The organism is Methylobacterium variabile (assembly GCF_001043975.1).
Lineage (GTDB): Bacteria > Pseudomonadota > Alphaproteobacteria > Rhizobiales > Beijerinckiaceae > Methylobacterium > Methylobacterium variabile.
Genome location: NZ_LABY01000013.1, coordinates 1 through 22,027 on the forward strand (window position 1 = coordinate 1; position 22,027 = coordinate 22,027).

General features: G+C 72.0%; 22 protein-coding genes. 8 read left to right on the forward strand and 14 right to left on the reverse strand.

What is annotated here, in order from left to right; translation table 11 throughout:
• Positions 1-150: 150 nt before the first annotated feature.
• The 5 genes from VQ02_RS02010 to VQ02_RS02030 form a co-directional block, all read right to left on the reverse strand.
• The gene (locus VQ02_RS02010; RefSeq protein WP_048442484.1) at positions 151-666 is read right to left on the reverse strand and encodes a VOC family protein; all 516 of its coding nucleotides are present in this window, start codon (positions 664-666) and stop codon (positions 151-153) included.
• A 22-nt stretch (positions 667-688) separates the two neighbouring features.
• Entirely contained in the window at positions 689-2,902 is a 2,214-nt protein-coding gene (paoC, locus tag VQ02_RS02015) for an aldehyde oxidoreductase molybdenum-binding subunit PaoC (protein ID WP_048442485.1), read from the reverse strand.
• Between the two features lies 1 nt (position 2,903).
• Positions 2,904-3,854: an FAD binding domain-containing protein gene (locus VQ02_RS02020; RefSeq protein WP_048442486.1), complete on the reverse strand. Its 951-nt coding sequence runs from the start codon at positions 3,852-3,854 to the stop codon at positions 2,904-2,906.
• Positions 3,854-4,480 (reverse strand): aldehyde dehydrogenase iron-sulfur subunit PaoA, encoded by a 627-nt coding sequence (gene paoA, locus VQ02_RS02025; RefSeq protein WP_048442487.1) that lies wholly within the window; start codon positions 4,478-4,480, stop codon positions 3,854-3,856. The genes VQ02_RS02020 and paoA overlap by 1 nt, the downstream gene beginning before the upstream one ends.
• 340 nt (positions 4,481-4,820) lie before the next feature.
• On the reverse strand, positions 4,821-5,672 hold the full coding sequence (locus tag VQ02_RS02030) for a VOC family protein (RefSeq protein WP_048442488.1): 852 nt from the start codon (positions 5,670-5,672) through the stop codon (positions 4,821-4,823).
• Between the two features lie 595 nt (positions 5,673-6,267).
• Between VQ02_RS02030 and VQ02_RS02035 the strand changes: the two genes are divergently transcribed.
• The 4 genes from VQ02_RS02035 to VQ02_RS02045 all read left to right on the forward strand — a co-directional run bounded on the left by VQ02_RS02035 (position 6,268) and on the right by VQ02_RS02045 (position 8,642).
• Positions 6,268-6,861: a carboxymuconolactone decarboxylase family protein gene (locus VQ02_RS02035; protein WP_048442489.1), complete on the forward strand. Its 594-nt coding sequence runs from the start codon at positions 6,268-6,270 to the stop codon at positions 6,859-6,861.
• Entirely contained in the window at positions 6,858-7,718 is an 861-nt protein-coding gene (locus VQ02_RS02040) for an MBL fold metallo-hydrolase (RefSeq protein ID WP_245239597.1), read from the forward strand. The genes VQ02_RS02035 and VQ02_RS02040 overlap by 4 nt, the downstream gene beginning before the upstream one ends.
• Positions 7,715-7,921 carry an SH3 domain-containing protein gene (locus tag VQ02_RS38935; RefSeq protein WP_245239598.1) on the forward strand — a complete coding sequence of 69 codons (207 nt, stop codon included), beginning with the start codon at positions 7,715-7,717 and terminating at the stop codon, positions 7,919-7,921. The genes VQ02_RS02040 and VQ02_RS38935 overlap by 4 nt, the downstream gene beginning before the upstream one ends.
• Before the next feature lie 64 nt (positions 7,922-7,985).
• Positions 7,986-8,642, forward strand: coding sequence for a hypothetical protein (locus VQ02_RS02045; protein ID WP_048442490.1), 657 nt, complete (start codon positions 7,986-7,988; stop codon positions 8,640-8,642).
• Between the two features lie 12 nt (positions 8,643-8,654).
• On the opposite strand, the gene VQ02_RS02050 is transcribed toward VQ02_RS02045, so the two are convergent.
• The 3 genes from VQ02_RS02050 to VQ02_RS02060 all read right to left on the reverse strand — a co-directional run bounded on the left by VQ02_RS02050 (position 8,655) and on the right by VQ02_RS02060 (position 11,225).
• A complete protein-coding gene (locus tag VQ02_RS02050) occupies positions 8,655-9,278 on the reverse strand; it encodes a response regulator transcription factor (RefSeq protein WP_048442491.1) in 624 nt (207 codons plus the stop codon).
• 88 nt (positions 9,279-9,366) lie between these two features.
• The gene (locus VQ02_RS02055) at positions 9,367-9,750 is read right to left on the reverse strand and encodes a response regulator (RefSeq protein ID WP_048442492.1); all 384 of its coding nucleotides are present in this window, start codon (positions 9,748-9,750) and stop codon (positions 9,367-9,369) included.
• Positions 9,732-11,225, reverse strand: a complete 1,494-nt coding sequence (locus VQ02_RS02060) for a sensor histidine kinase (RefSeq protein WP_053080148.1) — start codon at positions 11,223-11,225, stop codon at positions 9,732-9,734. Before VQ02_RS02060 ends, VQ02_RS02055 begins: the two co-directional genes overlap by 19 nt.
• Before the next feature lie 176 nt (positions 11,226-11,401).
• Here VQ02_RS02060 and VQ02_RS02065 point away from each other — a divergent pair, with 176 nt between their 5' ends.
• Both VQ02_RS02065 and VQ02_RS02070 read left to right on the forward strand, forming a co-directional pair.
• Positions 11,402-12,301, forward strand: a complete 900-nt coding sequence (locus tag VQ02_RS02065) for an AraC family transcriptional regulator (RefSeq protein WP_048442493.1) — start codon at positions 11,402-11,404, stop codon at positions 12,299-12,301.
• Between the two features lie 194 nt (positions 12,302-12,495).
• Positions 12,496-13,452, forward strand: a complete 957-nt coding sequence (locus tag VQ02_RS02070; RefSeq protein WP_053080151.1) for a helix-turn-helix transcriptional regulator — start codon at positions 12,496-12,498, stop codon at positions 13,450-13,452.
• Between the two features lie 255 nt (positions 13,453-13,707).
• Here VQ02_RS02070 and VQ02_RS02075 read toward each other — a convergent pair whose 3' ends face one another.
• From VQ02_RS02075 to VQ02_RS02100, 6 genes are all read right to left on the reverse strand, one after another.
• Entirely contained in the window at positions 13,708-14,397 is a 690-nt protein-coding gene (locus VQ02_RS02075; protein WP_048442540.1) for a TetR/AcrR family transcriptional regulator, read from the reverse strand.
• Positions 14,398-14,531: 134 nt separating this feature from the next.
• The gene (locus VQ02_RS02080; protein WP_048442494.1) at positions 14,532-14,960 is read right to left on the reverse strand and encodes a cupin domain-containing protein; all 429 of its coding nucleotides are present in this window, start codon (positions 14,958-14,960) and stop codon (positions 14,532-14,534) included.
• 13 nt (positions 14,961-14,973) lie between these two features.
• Positions 14,974-16,653 carry a cation/acetate symporter ActP gene (gene actP / locus VQ02_RS02085; RefSeq protein ID WP_048442495.1) on the reverse strand — a complete coding sequence of 560 codons (1,680 nt, stop codon included), beginning with the start codon at positions 16,651-16,653 and terminating at the stop codon, positions 14,974-14,976.
• Positions 16,650-16,949: a DUF485 domain-containing protein gene (locus VQ02_RS02090; RefSeq protein ID WP_048442496.1), complete on the reverse strand. Its 300-nt coding sequence runs from the start codon at positions 16,947-16,949 to the stop codon at positions 16,650-16,652. Before VQ02_RS02090 ends, actP begins: the two co-directional genes overlap by 4 nt.
• Positions 16,950-17,038: 89 nt before the next feature.
• Complete coding sequence (locus VQ02_RS02095) at positions 17,039-18,274, reverse strand: FAD binding domain-containing protein (protein WP_425339872.1); 1,236 nt, start codon at positions 18,272-18,274, stop codon at positions 17,039-17,041.
• 125 nt (positions 18,275-18,399) lie between these two features.
• The gene (locus VQ02_RS02100; protein ID WP_048442498.1) at positions 18,400-19,275 is read right to left on the reverse strand and encodes a LysR family transcriptional regulator; all 876 of its coding nucleotides are present in this window, start codon (positions 19,273-19,275) and stop codon (positions 18,400-18,402) included.
• A gap of 122 nt (positions 19,276-19,397) precedes the next feature.
• Between VQ02_RS02100 and VQ02_RS02105 the strand changes: the two genes are divergently transcribed.
• Together VQ02_RS02105 and VQ02_RS02110 are read left to right on the forward strand one after the other, a co-directional pair.
• On the forward strand, positions 19,398-20,582 hold the full coding sequence (locus VQ02_RS02105) for an MFS transporter (RefSeq protein WP_048442499.1): 1,185 nt from the start codon (positions 19,398-19,400) through the stop codon (positions 20,580-20,582).
• Between the two features lie 126 nt (positions 20,583-20,708).
• The gene (locus VQ02_RS02110) at positions 20,709-22,025 is read left to right on the forward strand and encodes a c-type cytochrome (protein WP_245239599.1); all 1,317 of its coding nucleotides are present in this window, start codon (positions 20,709-20,711) and stop codon (positions 22,023-22,025) included.
• Positions 22,026-22,027: the final 2 nt, after the last annotated feature.

Below are 22,027 nucleotides of genomic sequence, written 5' to 3' on the forward strand. Positions count from 1 at the left end.
GGCGTCGGCGACCCGCGCGACTCCGCACGTCTCATACCGCCGCGCCTTCGACCGGACCCGTTCGGAGGCGCAAGGCAAGCCCGAACGGGCGCCGGCGCTGATGCGCCGGACGCCTTCGCATCGACGTGTCGATGCGAAGGCGCGAGGGTATCATTCGGCCCGGGCGGCCGTGTCGCTCCGGTTGGCGTACATGAGTTCTGTGGAATGGGAGTAGATCTCGATCAGGTTACCCCAGGGATCCTCGCAGTAGACGGCCTTGAAGGCCTCTCTCTCGAAGAGCGTCCAGACGTTCGAGCGCTGCTTTCCACCCCTCTCGGCGATCCGCCGCGCGAGGCCCTCGACGTCCGGGTCGACCAGGCAGAAGTGGAACACGCCGGTCTTCCAGTAGCGAAAATTGTCGTCCGTGGCCTCGGACTTCGGGGTGACGAACTCGAAGAGCTCGATCCCGACCCCGTTCGCAGTGGCAAGGTGAGAGACGTATCCCTCCTCGAACCGGTCCCCGAAGATGCCCTTGAACACCTCGCCGAGATGCGAGCCGTCGTGCTTGACGTGCAGGGGACCGATGATGTGCCGGCAGCCGAAAGCCTCAGTGTACCACTCTGTCGCTGCCTTGATGTCGGTGACGGTCAGGCCGACATGCGTCACCGGAACGGGATGGTAGGACATCGCTCTCTCCGCAGGTCAGGAGTCAGGCCGCGCGCGGCAGCCGATCCAGCAACTTGTCCAGCGTGATCGGGTAGTCGCGCACGCGGATCCCGGTCGCGTTGTAGACGGCGTTCGCCACCGCGGCGGCCGCTCCGCACAAGCCGATCTCGCCGATGCCCTTGGCCTTCATCGGGGACGAGACCGGGTCGGGGTGATCGAGGAAGACGACGTCGAGGTGCGGGATGTCGGCGTGGACCGGCACCTCGTAGCCGCCGAGGTCGTGGTTGATGAAGAAGCCGTGACGCTTGTCGACGGCGAGCGCTTCCATCAGGGCCGCCCCGACCCCCATCGTCATGGCGCCGATCACTTGGCTTCGTGCCGTGAGCGGATTGAGCACCCGGCCTGCATCGATGACGGCGAGCATGCGGCGGATGCGCATTTCTCCGGTAAAACGGTTCACGGCGACTTCCGCGAACTGCGCGGCGAACGTGGCCTGGACGAAGTCCTTGTCGAGATCCCCGTAAGTGATCCGGTCCTCTGCGGTCAGCGGCCCGGCCTCCACGGCGTCCCGGAGGGGCACGCTGCGGCTGCCAGCCTTGACCATCCCGCCCGCGAACTCGACGTCCTCCGCGTTGAAGCCGAGCCGGGCCGCGACACTCGCCCGCAACGTCGTGCACGCGGCATAGAGCCCGGACATCGCGTTGTTCGCGCCGAACTGCCCGCCGGAGCCGGCGGCCTCGGGATACGCCGAGTCGCCGAGCCGTACCGTCACGGCGTCGACCGGCAGGCCCATCATCTCGGCCGCCGTCTGGGCGAGGATGGTGTAGCTGCCGGTTCCGATGTCGGTCATGTCGGTCTCGACCGAGAGCCTGCCGTCCTGCTCGAGGCGAACGCGTGCGCCCGACGGCATCAGGAGGTTCTGGCGAAAGCCCGCCGCCATGCCCATGCCGAGGAGCCAATGATCGTCCCTCATCGAGCCGGGCACCGGATGGCGCCGTGCCCAGCCGAAGCGTTCCGCGCCGACCGTGAGGCATTCGATCAGGTGGCGCTCCGAGAACCGTCGCTGCGGCTTGCGCGGATCGACCTGCGTGTCGTTCCGGATCCGCAGCGCGACGGGGTCGATGCCGAGCTTCTCGGCCATCTCGTCCATGGCGATCTCGAGCGCCATCAGTCCGGGAGCCTCTCCGGGCGCCCGCATGTCATTGCCTTCCGCGAGATCGAGGGCCGCGAGCGTCATGGAAAGCTCCCGGTTCGGAGCACCGTAGATGAGCCGCGTCGGCGCGATCGCCGCCTCGGTGTAGGCGCCGGGCAGGTTTCCGTTGACGCTGTGGTGCCCGATCGCAGTCAGCCGCCCGTCATGGGTTGCGCCGAGGCGGATCCGCTGGATCGTCCCCGCGCGCCGCGTGCCGTTGTTCGCGATCAGCGGGCGTTGCAGCGCGACCTTGCACGGGCGCCCGACGGCCCTGGCGCCCAGCGCTGCGAGGAGCGCGTCGCTCCGCATGATGAGCTTCGATCCGAACCCCCCGCCGATGAAGGGTGCTTCGAGACGAACGTCCTCCCTGGCGATGCCGAGCGCCTGCGCGAGGCTGTTGCGGTGCCAGGAGACGACCTGCGCCGACGTCCAGATCGTCAGCTGACCGTCATGCCACGCGGCGGTGGTGGCGTGCGGCTCCATCATCCCGTGGGTCTGGTCGGGGGTGGTGTAGGTCTCGTCCAGAGTCACGGGGGCGGCGGCCAGCGCTGCCGCGAAATCGCCGATCCGATCCACCTCGGGGTAGTCCGGGCTGTCGCGATCCGCGACCGGCACGGCCTTGTGAGCCTCCGCCGCCAGGTCGCAGCGCACCGGCTCGGCGTCGTAGTCGATGCGGACGAGATGGGCCGCCGCGCGAGCCTCCTCGAACGTCTTCGCCACGACCAGCGCGACGGCTTGGTGGTAGTGGCGCACCTCGGCCCCGCCGAACAGGTGGAGGGTGGTCCGGAACCCCGGCGGGGCGGCGTCGTGCTCCAGCGTCGTCAGGACCGCGAGGACGCCCGGAGCTGCTCTGACCGCCGCGGCGTCGATCCGGGTCACCCGTCCGCGGGCGATCGTGGCGCCGACGATCCAGCCATAGGCGGGATCGGTCACCGCGTCGTGCCGCTCGTAGGCGTAAGGGGCCGTGCCGGTGACCTTCCGGACGCCGTCGACGCGCCGGAAGGGTCGGCCGACGATCCTCATCCGGTCGATGGAGTTTTGCCCGGCGGGCGTGTCGAACTTCATGTCACGCCCTCGCTTCCGCCAGCACCAGCGCGAGCGTGCGCGCGGCGAGCGGGATCTTGAATGCGTTCTCGGCCGTGGGCGTCGCGCCCTGAAAGGCCGTCGTCACGACGGCGGCCGGCCCATGCGGCAGGAGCGCCTCCGCGGCCTCGACCCGCCAGGGTCGCGGCGCGACGCTCCCGAACGCGACCCGCCCCGTCCCGTCCTTCTGCAGGACGGCCGCGACCGACACGATCGCGAACGCGTAGGAGGCCCGGTCGCGGACCTTGTGATAGTGATGCGTCCCGCCCGGCGGCCGCGGGAGCGTGACGGCGGTGATGAGCTCGCCCGGTGCGAGCGGGTGCTCGATCTCCGGATTGTCGCCCGGCAGCAGGTGGACGTCGCCGATCGCGATGGTGCGCGGCGACCCGTCGGGCCTGACGGTCTCGACGGTGGCGTCGAGGATCCGCAGCGCTACCGCCATGTCGCCCGGGTTCTGGGCGATGCAATGAGGGCTCGTGCCCACGACGGCGAGCGAGCGGGTGACGCCCCCGAGGGCTGCGCAGCCCGAGCCCGGCTGGCGCTTGTTGCACGGCAGGGTCGTCTCGTAGAAGTACGGGCAACGGTTGCGCTGCAGGAGGTTGCCGGCGGTCGTCGCCTTGTTGCGCAGCTGCCCTGTGGCGCCAGCCACGATCGCCCGCGCGAGGACGCCGTAATCGCGCTTCACGCGCGGGTGGGAGGCAACCTCGGTGTTGGTGGCGAGCGCCCCGATGCGCAGGCCGCCGTCCGGCGTGTCCTCGATTCCGCGCAGGGGCAGGTGCCGGATGTCGACGAGATGGGCCGGCGTCTCGATCTGGACCTTCATCAGGTCGAGCAGGTTCGTGCCGCCCGCGATGAACCGGGCGCCCGGCCGGGCGGCGACGGCCGCCACGGCTGCTGCCGTGCTCGCGGCACGCTCGTAGGTGAAGGGCCGCATCAGAGGCTCCCTGCAACGTCGGCGATGGCATCCGCGATGTTGGAGTAGGCGCCGCAGCGGCAGATGTTGCCGCTCATGCGCTCGCGCACCTCGCCGTTGCTCAGGGTCATCGACCCCATGAGGTCGCCGGTCGCGTGGCTCGGCACGCCCGCCTCGATCTCGGCGAGGACGGCCACCGCCGAGCAGATCTGGCCCGGCGTGCAGTAGCCGCACTGTAAGGCGTCGTGCTCGATGAACGCCGCCTGCATGGGATGCAGCCGGTCCGGCCGGCCCAAGCCCTCGATCGTCGTCACGGCATCGCCGTCGTGCATCGCCGCGAGGCTGAGGCAGGCGTTGATGCGAACTCCGTTCACCAGCACCGTGCAGGCGCCGCAATGGCCGTGGTCGCAGCCCTTCTTGGTGCCCGTGAGGTGCAGGTGTTCGCGCAAGGCATCGAGCAGCGTCACGCGAGGGTCGAGATCGAGATGCCGACGGTCCCCGTTGACCGTGAGAGAGACGGCGAACGACCCGTTCGAGCCCGTCGCCTCTGCCCCGGCCGTGGACGGCAGGCCCGCCGTCGCCGCGCCGACCGCCGCAGCGGTCCCGACCTCGCGTCGACTGTCCTCGGACTGGGTGGGAAGGCTCATCGGTCTGGCCTTTCTTCGAGCACACGCTGTGGCCGATCGGCACGTCTGACTTTGCGAACGATGAGCTCGCCTTCCTTCAGGCATTCGGGCCCGTGAGGAAGCGCATCCTCACGGTCTGCGCGCCGTCGAATGCGAGCTCTGGAGCGTTGACGAACAAGACACTTGCGTGATGGTGTAAACTTCAAAACAGGTTTCTGCGGCGAAGTCTTCGCAGGCAACAAGCGGTCCGCTCGGGAGCCGATCCTGCTGAAGGAAGGCGACCCGGTTCGTGGGGGCGCCTTAAACGAGCCCGATTGGCGGCAGGATGGCCCAGCTCATCGTCCTGGCCCGGCCCGCCCTTTCAGCCATCCGCACGCGAGACGCGGTTCGCCGCCATTCGGCGCCCCTCCGCGGCATCCGCGAAAGTTTTCTTCACGGGGCCGAGCACCTGAATGAATTCGAGCTGCTCCCCCTCGGGGCCCTTGCAGTAGATGATCGACCAGCCGTTCGACGGACCCTCCTGGATCTTGATCGTGTTGGTGTTCATCGGTGCGGCTCGGCGCTCTTCCTCGGACTGCACGGCCACGGCCCGGTTCGCCTTGACCTGAGTCATGCCGCGGCGGGCGCATTCAGCTTCGAGATCGGCGATAAACGCGTCGAAGTCCACGTCGTCGCGGATGTAGAAGCAGATGTGCATCGAGCGCGGATAGGCCGGGCTCATGTGGTCGCGAGGCTCGGCCCAGCTGTCGCCGCGGCCCATCGGCTGCGCGGCGTCGCGATACTGCAGGAGCTCGATGACGACATTGTCGAACTGGACGAAGCGAACGTCGAGACGCTGGGAGCCGCCTTTCAGGTTCGGGACGCCGATGGTGCGAGGGTCGACGCGGCGCTCGCGGGCAACGATCTCCTGGTCGGCCATCAGCGTGTAATGGACGGGCTCTCCCTTGAAGTCGCCGTCCCGCATGACTTCGGTTCCACCGAGAACCTCCGTGTAGAACTCGAAAGCCCGGTCCATGCTCTGAACGGTTACGCCGAAGTGTTGCACGCCTTGCAGTCGTGCGCCGAGAGGACCGCCGGTGCGCTCCCTGGACCTCACGGCCTGGGCGGACGCCGTCGCCGTTCCGGGACGTCCCGCCGCTGCCGCAGCCCCGGCAGCCTGGAGATCCTCGCGGCGACGTTGCCCATTCTGTTCGTCGTTGCTCTCAGAGTTCATTGCACTACGCCGCCTCGATGATCTCGTGTCGAGTTATAGTGGGGCTCCGCGCGGCGTGCCGGTTAAAAAAGGTAAAAATCTCACACGGCACCTTCGAATGCCGATACGAGCGCAGGTGTATTCCTGCCGCGTGACGACCCGTTCGGTGCTGAGACTGGCCGCGACGCATGCCAGGGTGAACACCTGATTTCTCGGTCCACGAAGGGCATCCTACCGGCAGGGGCTTGATCGGGCCTCTCCTTCGGCCGAGCCGCCGTCGCGCAGCCGGCCAGAGGTACCAACCCGGACCTGCGGTCAGGCGTGAGGCGAGGTCCGCGTCGCAGACGCCGCTGAAGGCCACCGGCGCGCGAGCCGTTATGGTGGGTCGAGTCCCGGTCGCGGTGATCGGGCCGCCGGGTTCGCCGGAACGCAGCAGCGCTCCGACTCTGCCGCTGGCCCCGTCACGGCTCGGGCCCCGCCGAGGTCGATGGCCCGGACGTCCGGCGCGGCTCGAGAACGTCCAATCGAGCGCGATCCCGTACAAGCCGGCCCTTGGCTGCCCCGTTAAACCGCGAGAACGGTCGCGCGCCCGGCGGCTGAAGAGGAGAGTCCACGGATGCGCCTCCCGCCGATCGCTCCCGCGGACCTGGCGCCGCTGCAGCGGCCGCTCTACGACGACATGAGGTCGGGCGTGGCCGCCAAGTACGACCTCTTCACCACCACGCGGAACGACGGCGCGCTCCTCGGGCCCTGGAACGCGTGGCTGCACCAGCCCGAGGTCGGCGCGGCGTTCTGGACGGTCACCAAGGCGATGACCGCGTTCAAGATCCTGCCCGACGGAGTGCGGCAGGTCGCGATCCTGGCGGTCGGCGCGCGGTTCGGGGCGGCCTACGAGATCTACGCGCACGGCGCGGTCGCGCAGGCCCGCCACGCCATGAGCGACCAGCGCCTCGCGACGCTGGCCGCGGGCGAGCGGCCGCCGGACCTCACCGACGAGGAGGCGACAGCGTTCGACGTCGCCCGCGCGCTCGCGGGGGGCGGTGTCCTGCCGGAGCCGACCTACCGGCGCGCCGTGGCGCTCTTCGGCCAGGCGGGCGCCAACGAACTGATCTACCTCGTCGGCCACTATTGCTTCGTCTCGGTCACCCTGAACGGCTTCGCGATCCCGGTCCCCGAGGGCGGGCCGGCCGGCCCGGGGGAGCGGACATGACCGGTCCTTGCCGCCACGGCGCGCTGGCCGGCAGCCTCCGGCGGCTCGGCGACGCCTGCGCCCTGGTCCTCGGGCTGGTCCTGGCAGGGTCGCCCGGCGACGCGCGTGCGGCGGCGCCCCAGGTGGCGCAGCAGGCACCGGGCTTCTACCGCATGATGCTCGGGCGCTTCGAGGTGACGGCCCTCCTCGACGGCACGCACACCTTCCCGATCCCGACCGTGCTCCAGCGGCCCCGCGACGGCGGCGGCCCGCGCGCCCTCCTGTCCGAGGTCCGGCCGGGCGAGGCGGAGGGCCGGCTCGCCCAGGCCTTCCTCGCGCTGCCCTTCGAGGGCTCGATCAACGCCTTCCTGATCAACACCGGGTCGCGGCTCGTCCTGGTCGATGCGGGCGCGGGCGACCTCTACGGAGCCTGCTGCGGCAAGCTCGTCGCGAACCTGCGCGCTGCCGGCTACGCGCCGGAGGCGGTCGACGAGGTGCTGCTGACCCATCTGCACGCGGATCACGTCGGCGGGGTCATGCATGACGGACAGGCCATCTTCCCGAACGCCACGATCCGGGTCAGCCGCCGCGACGCCGATCACTGGCTGAACCCGGCCAACGCGGCGGCGGCTCCTCAATTCCTCCTGCCGATGTTCAGGGGCGCGCAGGCCGCGCTCAAGCCCTACCGCGACGCCGGCCGGCTGATCCCCTTCGACGGCGAGGGCGAGGTCCTGCCGGGCTTCGTCGCGTTCCCCACCGCGGGGCACACGCCGGGGCACAGCTCCTACCGCGTGACGAGCGGGGGCGAGACGCTGCTGGTCTGGGGCGACATCGTCCACGTGGCGCCGATCCAGTTCCCGATCCGCAGGTCACGGTGACCTACGACACCGACGGCGCGGGCGCCGAGGCGCGGCGCGAGGCGCTCTTCTCGCAGGCGGCCCGCACCGGCGCCTGGATCGCCGCCGCCCACATCTCGTTTCCGGGGCTCGGCCACATCCGGGCCGAGGACGGACGGTTCGGCTGGGTCCCGGCGAACTACACCACGGTGCTCCCCGCCCCACCGCCCGGCGACGCCCGGTGACGGGGACCGGCGCGCCGCTCCCGGCACCGGGCCGGGGCCTCGGTCGGCTCGCGGACGGGCGGGCATGACGGACTTCGCCTTCACGACGGTCCTGGTCTCCGCCGGGATCAGCATCGTCACCGGCTTCCTCGGCGCACTTCTCAGCCAGGGCTGGGTCCGGCGCCAGGAGCGGCGCACCTACGGGCTCGCCCTTCTGGCCGAGATCAAGTCGATCCAGCGCAGCCTGCTGCGCTACGAGGCGCGCCTGGACCGGGCGGGGGACGCCGTCGCGGGCCGGGAGGCCGCCGCGTTGCGGCTCTGGCGTCACGACCTCGCCGTCTTCGCCAACAACACCGGGCGCATCGGGCTGTTCTCGTCGCGGACGGCGATCGAGCTCATCGAGTTCTACCATCAGGTCCGCTGGCTCGAGGAACGGGGGACCGAGCTCGACGCCTCGGCCGCACGGATGAACGGCCTGCCCGCCTGGCTCTCGGGCCAGCGGGAGGCCATCCACCGCACCCGCTCCCGGACGCGCTCGCTCACCCGGTCGCTGCGGCGGGAATTGCCGCCGACGCTCGCCGACACCCTCCGGGTGCTGGGTCGCGGCGCATGGCGGGCGCGGCGGCCCCGAGGCGCGGCGGGCGACGCCCTCGCACCGGCCGGCGTCCGGGCGGATGACCTCGGCGGTCCCGGCCGGCTCCGCGGTCGCGGGACTGCGGGAGATCAGCGGGCCGCCGGATGAGCCCAGCGCCGCTCAGCGCTGGCGCGGTGCGTCGATGCCGAGCTCGCCCGCCATCCGGACGAGATCGGCCAGGGAGCGGGCTTCCATCTTCTCCATCACCCGCCGCTTGTGCACCTTGGCGGTGATCTCCGAGACGCCGAGCTCGGCGGCGATCTGCTTGTTCATCAGCCCGCCGATCGCGAGGCCGAACACGTCGCGCTCGCGGCCCGTGAGCGAGGCGAGCCGGAGCGCGAGCGCGTCGCGGGCGGCCTTCGCCGCGAAGGCCGCCGCATCGAGGGCGAGCGCGCGGTCGATGGCCGCGAGGATGTCGTCGTCGTCGGCCGGCTTGGTCAGGAACTCCACGGCCCCTCCCCGCATCGCCCGCACGGTCATCGGGATCGTGCCGTAGCCGGTCAGGAAGATGATCGGGATCGTGGTGCCGGAGGCCTGGAACCGGGCCTGGACGTCGAGGCCGTCGTCGTGCGTCAGCCGGATGTCGAGGAGGATGCAGGCCGGCCGCGCGACGTCCGGGTTCGCGAGCAGGTCCGACGCATCGGTGTGCCCGGTGGCCTTGAGCCCGGCCGAGGCGCAGAGGCGGACGAGGGCCGTCCGCAGGGCCGCGTCGTCGTCGACGATGTGAACGGTGCCGGTCTGCATCAGGATCGGGGTGAGCGCGTCGCCGGCGAAAGGCCCGCCGATCGGGAGCCCGCGCCGGAAGCGGGGCCGTCAGGGGTCTAACACGGAATCAGGGCGTGTCGAACACGCCCGCGAGGCAGCGCTCGAACTCCTCGGCATCGAACGGCTTGGCGAGATACGCGAAGGCCCCGGAGGCGAGCGCGCGCCGGCGGTTCACGTCGCTCGGGTATGCGGTGACGAGGATCACCCGCAGCCGGGGGCGGCGCAGCCGCAGCTGGTGCAGCAGGTCGAGGCCGGAGAGGCCCGGCATCTGCAGGTCGGTGATGATGCAGCCGGGCTCGATCGTGCCGAGGGCGGCGAGCAGGTGCCCGCCGTTCTCGAACGGCGTCGGCGCGTAGCCCAGGGATCCGACGAGCCGGGTCAGGGCGAGGCGGATCGCCGGATCGTCGTCGACGATCGCGACCGAGCGAGGGGTCAGGCCGCGGCCCGGCATGCGGTCGGAAGCCGGACGTGGAAGGCGGCCCCGCCCCCAGGGGCCTCGTCGAGCCAGAGGTCGCCGCCATGGGCGTCGATGCAGCTGCGGCAGATCGCCAGGCCCATGCCCATGCCGCCGGGCTTCGTCGAGTGGAACGGCTCGAAGATCCGGGCCCGCTGCTCCGGGGGCACGCCCGGGCCGGCATCGCTCACCGTGACGCGGACCGCGCCGGGCTCGCCCCGCACGGTGATCGCGACGTCCCGGCGGCCGCGCGATCCCGCCATCGCCTGGGCGGCGTTGACGAGCAGGTTGACGAGGACCTGCTCGATCTGGACGAGGTCGCCGGTGACCGGCGGCAGGTCGGGATCGGCGGTGATGAGGACCGTGGCGCCGTTGGCGCGCAGCTCGCGCTCGGCGAGCAGCGTCGCCTCGCGGGCCGCCCCGACGAGGTCGACGGGCGCGAGCGCGAGGGAGGCCGTCCCGAACAGGGAGCGGGTGCGGGCGACGACGTCGCGGGCCCGCCGCGCCTCGGAGACGACGTCCTCGAGGGCGGCCGTCACCTCGGCGAGCTCCGGCTCCGGCCGCCTGAGCCAGCGCAGGGCCGCCTGGGCGTTGGCGGCGACCGCCGCGAGCGGCGTGTTGACCTCATGGGCGATCGACGCACTCACCGCCCCGACGGTGATCGAGCGGGCCGCCCGGGCGAGGTCGCTCTCGGCGGCGGCGAGCCGCGCCTGCGCCTGCTTGTAGGCCGTGATGTCGAGCGAGGTGACGAGGATGTCGGAGAACTCGGCCCGGTCGCGCGGCAGCATGGCGGTGAACAGCACGTCGCTCTGCTGGCCGTCCGCCCGGACGATGTGGGCCTCCGAGCGGAAGAAGCGGTCGCCGCGGCCGAGCGCGACGAGCCACTGCACGAAGGTCTGGTCGGTCGGCGGCAGCAGCCGGTCGAGCGGGCCGACGAAGGCCGCCTTGTTCCGCGCGCCCGTCTCCTCCAGGGTGAAGGCGTTGACGTCCTTGATCAGCACCCGGCCGCACAGGGCCCGCAGCTCCGCCGGCCGCGCGGCGAAATGGCTCTCGATGTCCGAGACGCCGGCCCGGCGCAGGCTCGCGACGGCCTCGGCGGCCATGCTCCAGTCCTCCCGCCACATCGAGATGCCGGCGCGCTCGAAGATCGCGGAGAACCGCGCCTCGCTCGCCCGCAGGGCGCGCCGGAGCCGCGCGACGTGCAGGGTGGCGAACAGCGCCGCCAGGAGGCCACCCGCGCCCGCGACGGCCGCCGCCTGTCCCGCGGCCATGCCCCACCCGGCAAGGCCGGCGAGGAGCGCCGGGGCCAGGACGGCAAGGCCGGCCCTCGCGCCGTCCTCGACGAGGCCCGGCCAGCGGCGGCGGGGGGCGGACAGCATCCAGGCCGGCCGCGCGTCGGCGGCGGGGGAGCCGTCGCTGGCGGAGGCGAGGCTCGGCCACCGCGAGAAGACCTGTCCCGAGCCCTGACCCATGTCGTCCTCCGCCGGGGCGCGGCTCCGGTGCCTCTCCGCAATGCCCGACCGCCGTCAGCGGGCACCGGCCTCGGCGCGGCGGACGTTTGGTGCAGGCACTAGGCGAGCCCGCCGCCCGTGTCGCCGATACGGGTGTATAATAGCGCGGCCGTGGGACGGCTTGGACATTGTCGCGCATGGATCTGCATCGGCACGGCGCGTTCAAGTTCCCCAATGCCGGCCTCGTCGCCTCGTCGCAGGGGCGGGGCTGGTCGGGCGTGGCGGCGGAGGTGCGCTGCCACCCGCCCGGAGACCTGCCGGCGATCGTGCCGACGCAGATGGAGATCACCATCGCGACGCGGCGCAGCCCCGGCGCCTATGTCAGCCGGAAAGGGGCGGGCCTGCGCCAGCGCACCGCCGTGGAGGCGGGCACCGTGTGGTTCTGCCCGGTCGGCGTGGCCGAGGACGACATCGGCATCTCGGGCCCCCTGCACGACATCCTGCACGTCTACCTGCCGGTCGAGCGCTTCGCCCATCTGGCGGACCTCTACGGCGACCCGCGCATCCGCGCCGATGCGGTCCGCTACCTCGCCGACGTCGACGACGACCTCGTCCGCCAGCTCGGTCTCGCGATCGGCCGCGAACTCCAGGCCGAGACCTCCGCCGGCCGGATGCTGGTCGAGGCGGCCTCGCTGTCGCTGGTGGCGCGGGTCGCGCAGATGTACGGTCACGACCGCCCCGAGCGGGCCGAGGCGGAGGCCGGCTCGACGTGCCAGGCCCGGATCCGTCGGGTGACCGACTTCATCCGCGACAACCTCGACCGCGACCTGACCGTGGCCGAGCTCGCCGAGGTCGCCTGCCTGAGCCCGTTCCACTTCTCGCGGATGTTCAAGGCGGTCACCGGGAGCACGCCGCACAGCTTCGTCAGCGCCGCGCGCCTCGAGGAGGCCCGGCGCCTCCTGTCCCGGACCGCGACGCCGCTCGGCGAGATCGCCCACCGCTCGGGCTTCTCCGGACAATCCGCCTTCAATATCGCGTTCAAGCGCGCGACCGGCTGCACGCCCGGGGATTATCGGCGCCAGCAGAGCCCGCAATAGCAAGCGCCGCAAACACCAGAGCAGGAATCGAAAAGACGGTCCCGGCCGACCCTGGGATCATGCACCCGTAGCCTCCGGGTGCTGGAATGATTCTCGATTACGCTTCTTCATCTCGCGCTGCCGCGGTGCCGCAGCGGCCCGGCCGGGCCAGGCGCGCGTCGCCCGCCCACGCGCAAGGCCTGAACGGCGCGCGCATGGCCGATCACCTCGGCGTCCGGGCGGGCGCGACGCTGACGGTGTCGCACGGGACCGGCAGTTCCTTGGTGGTCACCCGCCTCCAGGGCCTGCTCGCGCCCGGCACCGAGACCCCGCCGCTCAGGCAGGAGGCCGAGTACAGCATCGTCGTGCAGCTGCGGCCGCTGCAGCGCCACGACTTCACCGTCGCCGGACGGCAGGTGCATGCCGGCGCGGTCCCGGCCGACGCCGTCAGCGTGGTGAGCCTCGCCGACTCCCCGCGCTCGGTCATGAGCGGCCCCCTCGACGCCGTCCAGTTCTACGTGCCGCACGCCCTGGTCGACGCCGTGGCCCGGGAGAACGACGTCCCGCGGCCCTCCCACCTCGCCTGGCCGCGGGCGGACCGGGACCCGGTCGCCGCCGGCCTCGTCGCCCTGCTGCTCCCGGCCTTGGCCGAGCCCGATCCGGCACGGGCGATGTTCGTCGAGCACACCGCCACGGCCTTCCTCGCCCACGCCCTCGCGCATTACGGCGACGGCGCGGCCCCGGCGGCGCAGCCGGCCCGCAGCGGCCTCTCGCCCTGGCAGGAGCGGCGGGCGCGGGACATCCTGCACGCCCGGTTTGCGACCACCCTGACCATCGCCGAGGTCGCCGAAGCCTGCCGGCTGTCGCCGAGCTACTTCGCGGCCGCCTTCCGGCGCAGCACCGGCCGGTCCCCGCACCGCTACCTGTCCGAGATCCGCATCACCGAGGCGAAGCGCCTCATGCTCGACACCGCGCTCCCGCTGGCCGACGTCGCCCTGCTCTGCGGCTTCGGTGACCAGAGCTACTTCACGCGGGCGTTCTCGCAGGCGGTGGGGACGAGCCCGGGACAGTGGCGGCGGGCGAACCGGGAGGGAGGCCGCGCGCACGAGAGCATTCTCCGACGAAGCGAATGCCGGTTCGGCGAAGACAATGCGTCGGTATCAAAGACATAGAGCGGCGCACGGTTGCAGCGGGATCGGGCGCTGCTTCAGAGCCTGTTTGACTTGCTGGACAGTATTAATGCCCTCTTCGTTCTTCCAGGGCCGCGCAGCGGAGCCCGGAATCCAGAACCGCAAGATGTTCAGAATAGAGCGGAACGCAATTCGCCGTACCCGACACCACCTGAGTTTCTGGATTCCCGGCTCCGCTGCGCGGACCCGGAATGACATGCAGGGTGTCAACTCTGTGGGATCTAATCAAACAGGCTCTCAGGGAACGCCCGGCGCGGCCTCCTCGACACCGATCACCGTGCGGGCGCCGTCGAGGAACAGCCGTACTTTCATGGCGACGATCTCCGACACGTCGTCGACGGGCATGTTGTACACGAACTTGCGCACACCGAGATAGAAGATGCTGGCGTGCAGGCTCCAGATCGCCTCGATCTCGAGCGGCGTGACCGGCCGATCCGCGATCGAGGGCCGGCCCAAGTCTTCCCGGATCTGCGCGATGATCAGGGTGAAGACGCGCTCCTTGAGCAGGTCGAGGTAGCGGGTGTTGAAGTCGAGGCCTTTCAAGCCGGCGAACATGAACAGCCGGATCCACTCGTAGGTGAGGATCACGCTCGCGTAGTCGGTGTAGAAGGCGTTGAGCCGCTCGCGCAGGGGCAGGGACGCGTCGCGGATCGTCTCCTCCCAGAACGGATTCCACCGGCGCAGGAACACTTCCTGGTAGACGCGCTCGACGAGCGCCTCCTTGGTCGGGAAGTAGCGGTAGAGCAGCGGCTGGGTCACGTTCAGGCGCTTGGCGAGCTCCCGCGTCTGGCCCTCGAACCCGAACTCGGCGAAGAAGCCGACCGCGGCGCGGACGATCTCCTCCTCGCGCTGGGTCGGGCTCAGGCGGCGGCGCGCCGCCTCGGACGGTCGCGCGGGGGGCGGGGGCGTGCGGCGGGGAGCCGTCACGAATTTCGTCGTCGCATCCACGCTCGCAACTTATCACACGGCATCGCGGATTGGCCACCGGGCGCCGCGACCGCGCGGGGCCGAGACCGACTGATGGAGAACGGAGTGATCGCATGATCACTCCGCCGGCGCCTTCACGCGGCGCGGTCGAGCCGCAGGGGCGGGTTGGCGCTGTCGAGGAACTCGACGGTGGTGAAGACGAGCTCGGTCTCGCCGATATTCTCAAGGTCGTGGATCATGAAGGCGCTCGCGTCGAAGCGATGGTGCTGGGTATCGCCGGGCGCGTACGTCACCTCCGCGACCCGGCCGTCGGCGTAGTGCGAGCGGGCCCGTCCGCCTGTCACTGCCGTCCAGAAATAGTCGAGCACGTGGGTGTGGAAGCCGATCCGCTCGCCGGGCTTGAGGCTGAGCAGCCAGACCCGGACGCGGTCGGTCTCGGAGACCAGCCGGCTGCCGACCTGCCCGTTGCCGGCGCGCGCGGCGAATTCCCGACGCAGGGACTCGGGCCAGGCCTCAGGCGGGGTCGGCCAGTCGTAGGACGCGGTGTCGTCGGACGCGGTCATGGGATCCTCCTCATCAATGGGCGGCGACGGGGTGGGGCCGGTCGCTGCCGGTCTGGGCAGCGACGTGCTGGGCGCGGAAGGCGGCACGGGCGGCGGCGGCGGCCGGGCTGCGGTCGAGGCGCGAGACCGTGATCGCCGTCAGGAAGGCGAGCGGCACCGAGAACAAGGCCGGGTTGTCGTAAGCGAACGGCGCCGCGCCGAGGCCCAGGACAGCGCTCCAGATGCCGGGTCCGAGGATCATCAGGCCGAGCGCGCAGACGAGCCCGGCGAGAGATCCGGCGACGGCGCCCCGCGTCGTCAGGCCTGGCCAGGAGACCGAGAGCACCAGCACCGGGAAGTTGGCGCTCGCCGCGATGGCGAAGACCAGCCCGACCAGGAAGGCGATGTTCTGGTTCTCGAAGGCGAGGCCGAGCGCCATCGCGCAGAGGCTGATGACCACCGTCGCGCCCTTCGAAACCCGCACCTCCTCCGCCTCGCCCGCCCGGCCGCGGCGCAGCACCCGGGCGTAGAGATCGTGGCTCGCCGCCGAGGCCCCGGCGATGGCCAGCCCCGAGACCACCGCCAGGATGGTCGCGAAGGCGACGGCCGAGATGAAGCCGAGGAGCGGTGCACCGCCGAGCCGGTCGGCGAGGTGAAGCGCCACCATGTTGGGCCCGCCGATCAGTCGCCCGGCAGCGTCGGTGAAGGCCGGCTCGCCGAGCACGAGCGCGATCGCCCCGAAGCCGAGGACGAACAGTAGCGTGTAGAACACCGTGATGAAGCCGGTGGCGACGAGCACCGAGAGCCGGGCCTGGCGCGCATCCGCCACGGTGAAGAAGCGCATCAGGATGTGCGGCAGGCCGGCGGTGCCGAAGATCAGCGCGACGCCGAGCGACAGGGCCGAGACCGGATCGCGCACCAGGCCGCCCGGCGCCATGATGGCCTGGCTCTTCGGGTGCAGCGCGACTGCCCGGGCGAACAAGGCCTCCGGGCTGAAGCCGAAGCGGGCGAGGATCAGCCCCGCCATCAGCGCCGTGCCGAAGAGGAGCAGGACCGCCTTGATGATCTGCACCCAGGTCGTCGCCCGCATGCCGCCGAAGGCGACGTAGAGCATCATCAGGACGCCCACGAGCGCGACCGCAGTGGCGTAGGGCAGGCCGAACAGGAGCTCGATCAGCTTGCCGGCCCCGACCATCTGGGCGATCAGGTAGAGGAGCACGATGACGAGGGTGTTGAGGCCCGCCACCAGCCGCACCGGCACCTCGGACAGGCGGTAGGCGACCACGTCCGCGAAGGTGTAGCGGCCGAGGTTGCGCAGGGGTTCGGCGATGAGGAACAGGATCATCGGGAAGCCGACCAGGAAGCCGACCGCGTAGATCATCCCGTCGTAGCCCGAGCCGTAGACGAGCGCCGTCACGCCGAGGAAGGTCGCGGCGGAGGTGTAGTCGCCCGCGATGGCGAGCCCGTTCTGGACGCCCCCGAGGGAGCCGCCGGCGGCGTAGAAATCGCTCGCCGTGCGGGTGCCGCGCCGCGCGGCCCGGGCGGTGATGGCCAGCGTGACGGCGACGAAGGCGAGGAAGAGCCCGATCGCGATCGGGTTCACGCCCTGGCGGCTCGTCGGGCCCGACAGGGCGTCGGCCGCGGCGGGCCCCGCCAGGACAATCCCCGCCAGGGCGGGCGCCGTCAGCGCCGGCAGGAGGATGCGGGCGATCATCGCAGATCCTCCCGCAGGCGGTCGCTCAGGGCATCGAGCCGGATGTTGGCGACCGCGACGTAGATCGCCGTCAGGACGAAGCCGAGGGCGAGCAGCCCCGCTCCCGCGACGATGCCCCAGGTCGTCGTCGCGCCCTCCGCCACGGGCCGACCGAGGGCGCCTGGGCGGAACGCGATGGTGAGGATGTAGGCGAAGTAGGCTCCCGCCATCACCGTCGCGAGCACCCGCCCGAGGCAGCTGCGCTCGAAGGCAAGGCGGCGGAAGGCCGGATGGCCCTCGATCCGCTCGATCTCCATGTGGTCGTCCTCCTCAGTTTCTCTGGGGATCAGGCTCTTGGGAAGCAGGCTCTTGGGAAGCAGGCTCTTGGGAAACAGGCTCTTGGGGATCAGGCGGCGAGCCCGGTCGCCACGGCCGTCTCGGCCATGACCGCCTCTGGCGCCCGGTGGCGCTCGGCGAGCGCCCGCTCGTGGGGGGTGAGGATCTGCGCCTGCATGTAGGCGCCGAGCTCCCGCGCCCGGCGGACGACGGCGCGGCCGAAGGCGAGACGCGCGGCCTCGAACTGCGAGAGCGCGGCGGGCAGGTCGTGCGGGTGGGCCTCGAGCGCCCGCGCCAGGGCGTCGGCGTCGGCCGCCGCCTTGGTCACGCCCATGCCGACATGGGGCCTGGCCACGAAGGCGGCGTCGCCCAGGATCACGGTGCGGCGGCCGAGCGCCATCCGGGGCGCCTCGAGATCCTGGATCGCCTGCAGGAACGGCTGGGCGGTGCGCTCGACGACCTCCGCGAAGGGCGGAGCCAGGAGCCGGCGCGCGTCGGCCCGCATCCCGGCGATCACCTCCGGGCGGATCCGGTTCGGGGCGATCGAGAGCGGCTGGGCGAGGCCGTCGACGTCGGTGAGCAGCGCCCGGAGATCGGTCCCGGCGGCGGCCGGGCGGTACCAGACGAAGTTGAAGCGCCGCCCGCCCCGCCCTTCGCCGGCGACCGGATAGCCCAGCATCTGCTCGCCGGGCGGCAGCGAGAAGCTGAAATGGTCGCAGAGCGCCGCGCGCGTCTCCTGCGTCAGGTCGGCCTCGTCGACGAGGCCGCGCCAGGCGACGTAGCCGGCGTAGAGCGGTGCCACCTCGGGGAGAGTGTGCGCCCGCACCGTCGAGCCGATGCCGTCGGCACCGACGAGCAGGTCGCCGCGGGCGGTGCTGCCATCGGCGAAATGCGCCGTGACGGCGTCCTCTGCCTCCTCGACCCGCACGAGGCTGCGGCCGGACCGGTAGGCGCCCGCCGGCAGCGCCTGGTGCAGCAATCCGTGCAGGTGGCCCCAGGCGGTGAGCACCTGCGGCAGGGCGCGCTCGCCGAGGAGCGTCCCGTCGGCGCGAAAGACCCGGCGCCCGCTCACCGCGACGCCGACCTCGGCCTCGCTGCGCGCGATGCCGGCGCGGGCCAGCACCTCGAACAGTTCCGGATGGGTGACGATCCCGGCGCCGCGCCCGGAGAGGTCGCCGGTGACCCGCTCGTGGACCTCAACCTCCCAGCCGGAGCGGCGCAGCAGCAGGGCCGTGAACAGCCCGCCGAGCGAGCCCCCGACGATGATCGCCCGCCTGGCTGCGGGTTTCGCCTCGACTGCCATCATGCTCCTCCCCGGCGGTCGGGCGCGTCATGCAGCCGCCTGCCTGCCTACAAATTATCGATCGATAATTTGCTTGGCGGAGTGGCGGGCGTCAAGATCTATTTATCAATCGAACATTTACGGCGGCGTCACGCCTTCAGCCGCTCGGCGAGGAAGCGGATGAACAGCCGCACTTTGGCCGGGACCATGCGGCGCGTCGGGTAGACCGCCCAGATGGCGAGCGGCTCCGGCTCGCCCTCGGCCAGCCGCACCTCCGCGAGGAGCCCGCTCGCGACCTCGTCGGCCACGTCCCACCGCGACAGCATCGCGATGCCGAGGCCGCCGAGGCAGGCCTGGTGCAGGCCCTCGATGGTGTTGGCGGTGAAGCGGCCCGCGGCCCGCACGCTCGTCCGCTGCCCGGCCGCCCCGAGGGTCCAGTGGTCGGCGCCCGCGAGCGCCAGGCATTCGTGGGCGGCGAGATCGGCCGCCCGCACCGGCGTTCCCGCGGCGGCAAGGTAGCCGGGCGTCGCGAACAATCCGCGCGGGCTCGCGGCCAGGCGGCGCGCCACCAGGCTCGACTCGCTCAAGCTCGCGATCCGGATCCCGAGGTCGAGCCCCTCCCCCACCAGGTCGACGACGCTGTCGGTGAGGACGAGGTCGACCCGGACCTCGCGGTGCAGCCTCATGAAATCGACGAGCGCCGGGGCGACGACCTTGCGGCCGAAGGCCGTCGAGGCGGTGAGGCGCAGCCGCCCGGTCGCGCCGGCCTCCGCCGGGCGAACGCTGGCCAGCGCCGCGTCGCGCTCCTCGAGCAGGGCCTGGGCATGGGCGAGGAAGACCTGCCCCTCGTCGGTGAGGGAGAGCGAGCGCGTCGTGCGATGCAGGAGCCGCACCCCGAGCTCGCGCTCGAGGCCCGAGAGGCTGCGGGTCGCAGCCATCGGGGTGATGTGCAGGCGCCGCGCCGCCGCCGCGAGGCTGCCGGCGCCGACCGCCTCGGTCAGGACGGAGAGAGCGAGAAAGTCCAAAATAACGCGCCACGTTACAATCGCATATCGCGCGACGCTACTACACCGCTCGGCGTGACGAAATAACTTGTCGGCGGACCGGCACCGCACCAGGCGGATCGGCCGGCCGATGGAGAAGGACCATGTCCGCTCAAGCCGTGGCCGAGAGGCCGGCGACCCGCGCGACGCCCCGGGCGCGCACCTTCGCGATGGCGGCCGCGGCCGGCCTCGCGGTCGCCAACATCTACTACAACCAGCCGATGCTGGCGCTGATCGAGCGCGACCTGCCGGGCGAGGCGACGGCGCTGATCCCGACCGCGACGCAACTCGGCTACGCGGCGGGGCTCTTCCTGCTCGTGCCCCTCGGCGACATCGTCGAGCGGCGCCGGCTCATCGTCGGCCAGTTCGGGGTGCTGGCAGCCGCCCTCGCCCTCGCGGCGGCAGCGCCGAGCCCGGTCCTCGTCGTGCTCGCCTCCCTGGCCGTCGGGCTCTCGGCGACGGTGGCGCAGCAGATCGTGCCGTTCGCCGCGCACCTGGCCTCCCCCGAGCGCCGCGGCGCCACCGTCGGCACGATCCTGTCGGGGATCCTGACCGGCATCCTGCTCAGCCGCACGCTGGCCGGGTTCGTCGCCACCCATGCCGGCTGGCGCGAGATGTTCTGGCTCGGCGTGCCGCTGTCGCTCGCCGCCGGCGCCCTGATGGCGCTGACCCTGCCGCAGAGCCGGCCCGACGCGAGCCTGCGCTACGGGCAGCTCCTCGCCTCCCTCGCCGGGCTGTGGCGGGACTTTCCGGCCCTGCGGCTCGCCGCCGTGACCCAGGCGCTGATCTTCTCCGCCTTCACGGTGTTCTGGACCGTCCTGGCCTTCCGGCTCGCCGGCCCGCCCTACGGCTACGGCGCCGACATCGCCGGCCTGTTCGGTGTCGTCGGCGCCGTCGGCATCGTCGCCGCGCCGCTCGCCGGCCGTGTCGCCGACCGGAGCGGCCCCGCCCCGATCGTCGCGGCGGGCGCTGGCCTGACGCTCGCGTCCTGGGCGGTGCTGGGGCTCTCGCCCTCCCTCATCGTCCTGGTGGCCGGGGTGATCCTGCTCGACTTCGCCATGCAGGCCGCGCTCGTCGCCAACCAGCACGTGGTCTTCGCCCTGGCACCGGAGGCCCGCGCGCGCCTCAACACGATCCTGATGGGCGCAATGTTCCTCGGCGGCTCCGCCGGCTCGGCGGCCGGCACCGCCGCCTGGCAGGCGGGCGGCTGGCCGGGGGTCGTGGGCTTGGGCCTCGCCTTCGGCGCTCTCGCGAGCGTGATCCAGGGCGTCGCGCTGCGGCGGCGCTGAAGGAGCGCGCAGATGTCCAAAACCTCCCGCGATCCGACAAGCCCCGCCACCCCGGACCATGCTCCGCTTCCCCCGGCAGGAGGTGACATCGTGCGAGCGAGACACGGCCGAGCGAGGCGCATCATCGTGGGACTCGGGGTCGTCGGCATCGCCGCGGCCGGAGCGGCGCTCGCCGCCGCGTGGCGCTCCGAGATCGCGCCGGTGCCGCCCCCGGCGCCCGCATCGTTCGACCCGGCGCTGGTGCGGCGCGGGGCCGACCTCGCCCTGATCGGCGATTGCCGCACCTGCCACACCGCGCCGAATGGGGCCGCCTTCGCCGGCGGCCTGCCCCTGCCGACGCCGTTCGGGACGCTGTACTCCACCAACATCACCCCGGACCCGGAGACCGGGATCGGCCGCTGGTCTCAAGCCGCGTTCGCCCGCGCCCTGCGGGATGGCGTCGACCGCGAGGGCCGCCACCTCTACCCGGCCTTCCCGTACGACCATTACAGCGCGACCACCGACGACGACGTGCGCGCTCTCTACGCGTTCTTCATGAGCCGCCCGGCGGTATCGGCGCCGCCGCCGCCGAACGAACTGCCCTTCCCGCTCACCATCCGCCTGACGCTCGCCGGCTGGAAGCTGCTGTTCCTGCGTCCCAAAAATCTCGCACCCGATCCGGCGAAGGACGAGGTGTGGCACCGCGGCCGCTACCTCGTCGAGGGCCTCGGTCATTGCGGCGCCTGCCACTCGCCGCGCAACCTCCTCGGGGCCGAGATCACCTCCCGCGCCTACCAGGGCGGCGAGGCCGAGGGCTGGCGGGCCTACGCGCTCGGCGCCGCGTCCCGCTCGCCGGTGCCGTGGGACGAGGCGGCCCTGATGCAGTACCTGCGCGACGGCTTCCATCCGCTGCACGGCGTCGCCCGCGGGCCGATGGCGCCGGTGGTCGAGAACCTGGCGGAGGTGCCGCGAGAGGAGGTCGCCGCGATGGCGCGTTACCTCGCCTCCCTCGGGGCGGGCCCGCGCGGCGAGGCGGCCGCCACGCCCTCCCTCGTCCCCGCCTCCGCCCCCGGGCAGGCGCCGCAGGCGGCCGGCGCGCAGGCCGCGATCCCCGCGGCCGGGACGGACCTCTACGCGGCCGCCTGCACTGCCTGCCACGAGGGCGGAAGGCCGCCGCCCTTCGGCGGGATCTCGCTGGCGCTCTCGACCGCGATTTCCGACGAGAGCCCCCGCAACCTGGTCAACCTGATCCTCGAAGGGCTGCCGGTGCGGGGCGGCACGGCGCAGCCGATCATGCCGGGCTTCGGCGCCGTGCTGACGGACGCCCAGGTCGCGAGCCTCGCGGCCGATCTGCGCCGCCGCTTCGGCGGCGGCCTCCCCTGGCCCGACCTCGATTCCGCGATCCGCGAGGCCCGCGCCGCCCGCCGCCTCGCCGCGCGCCCCGCGGCGGCGATGACCCGATGAGG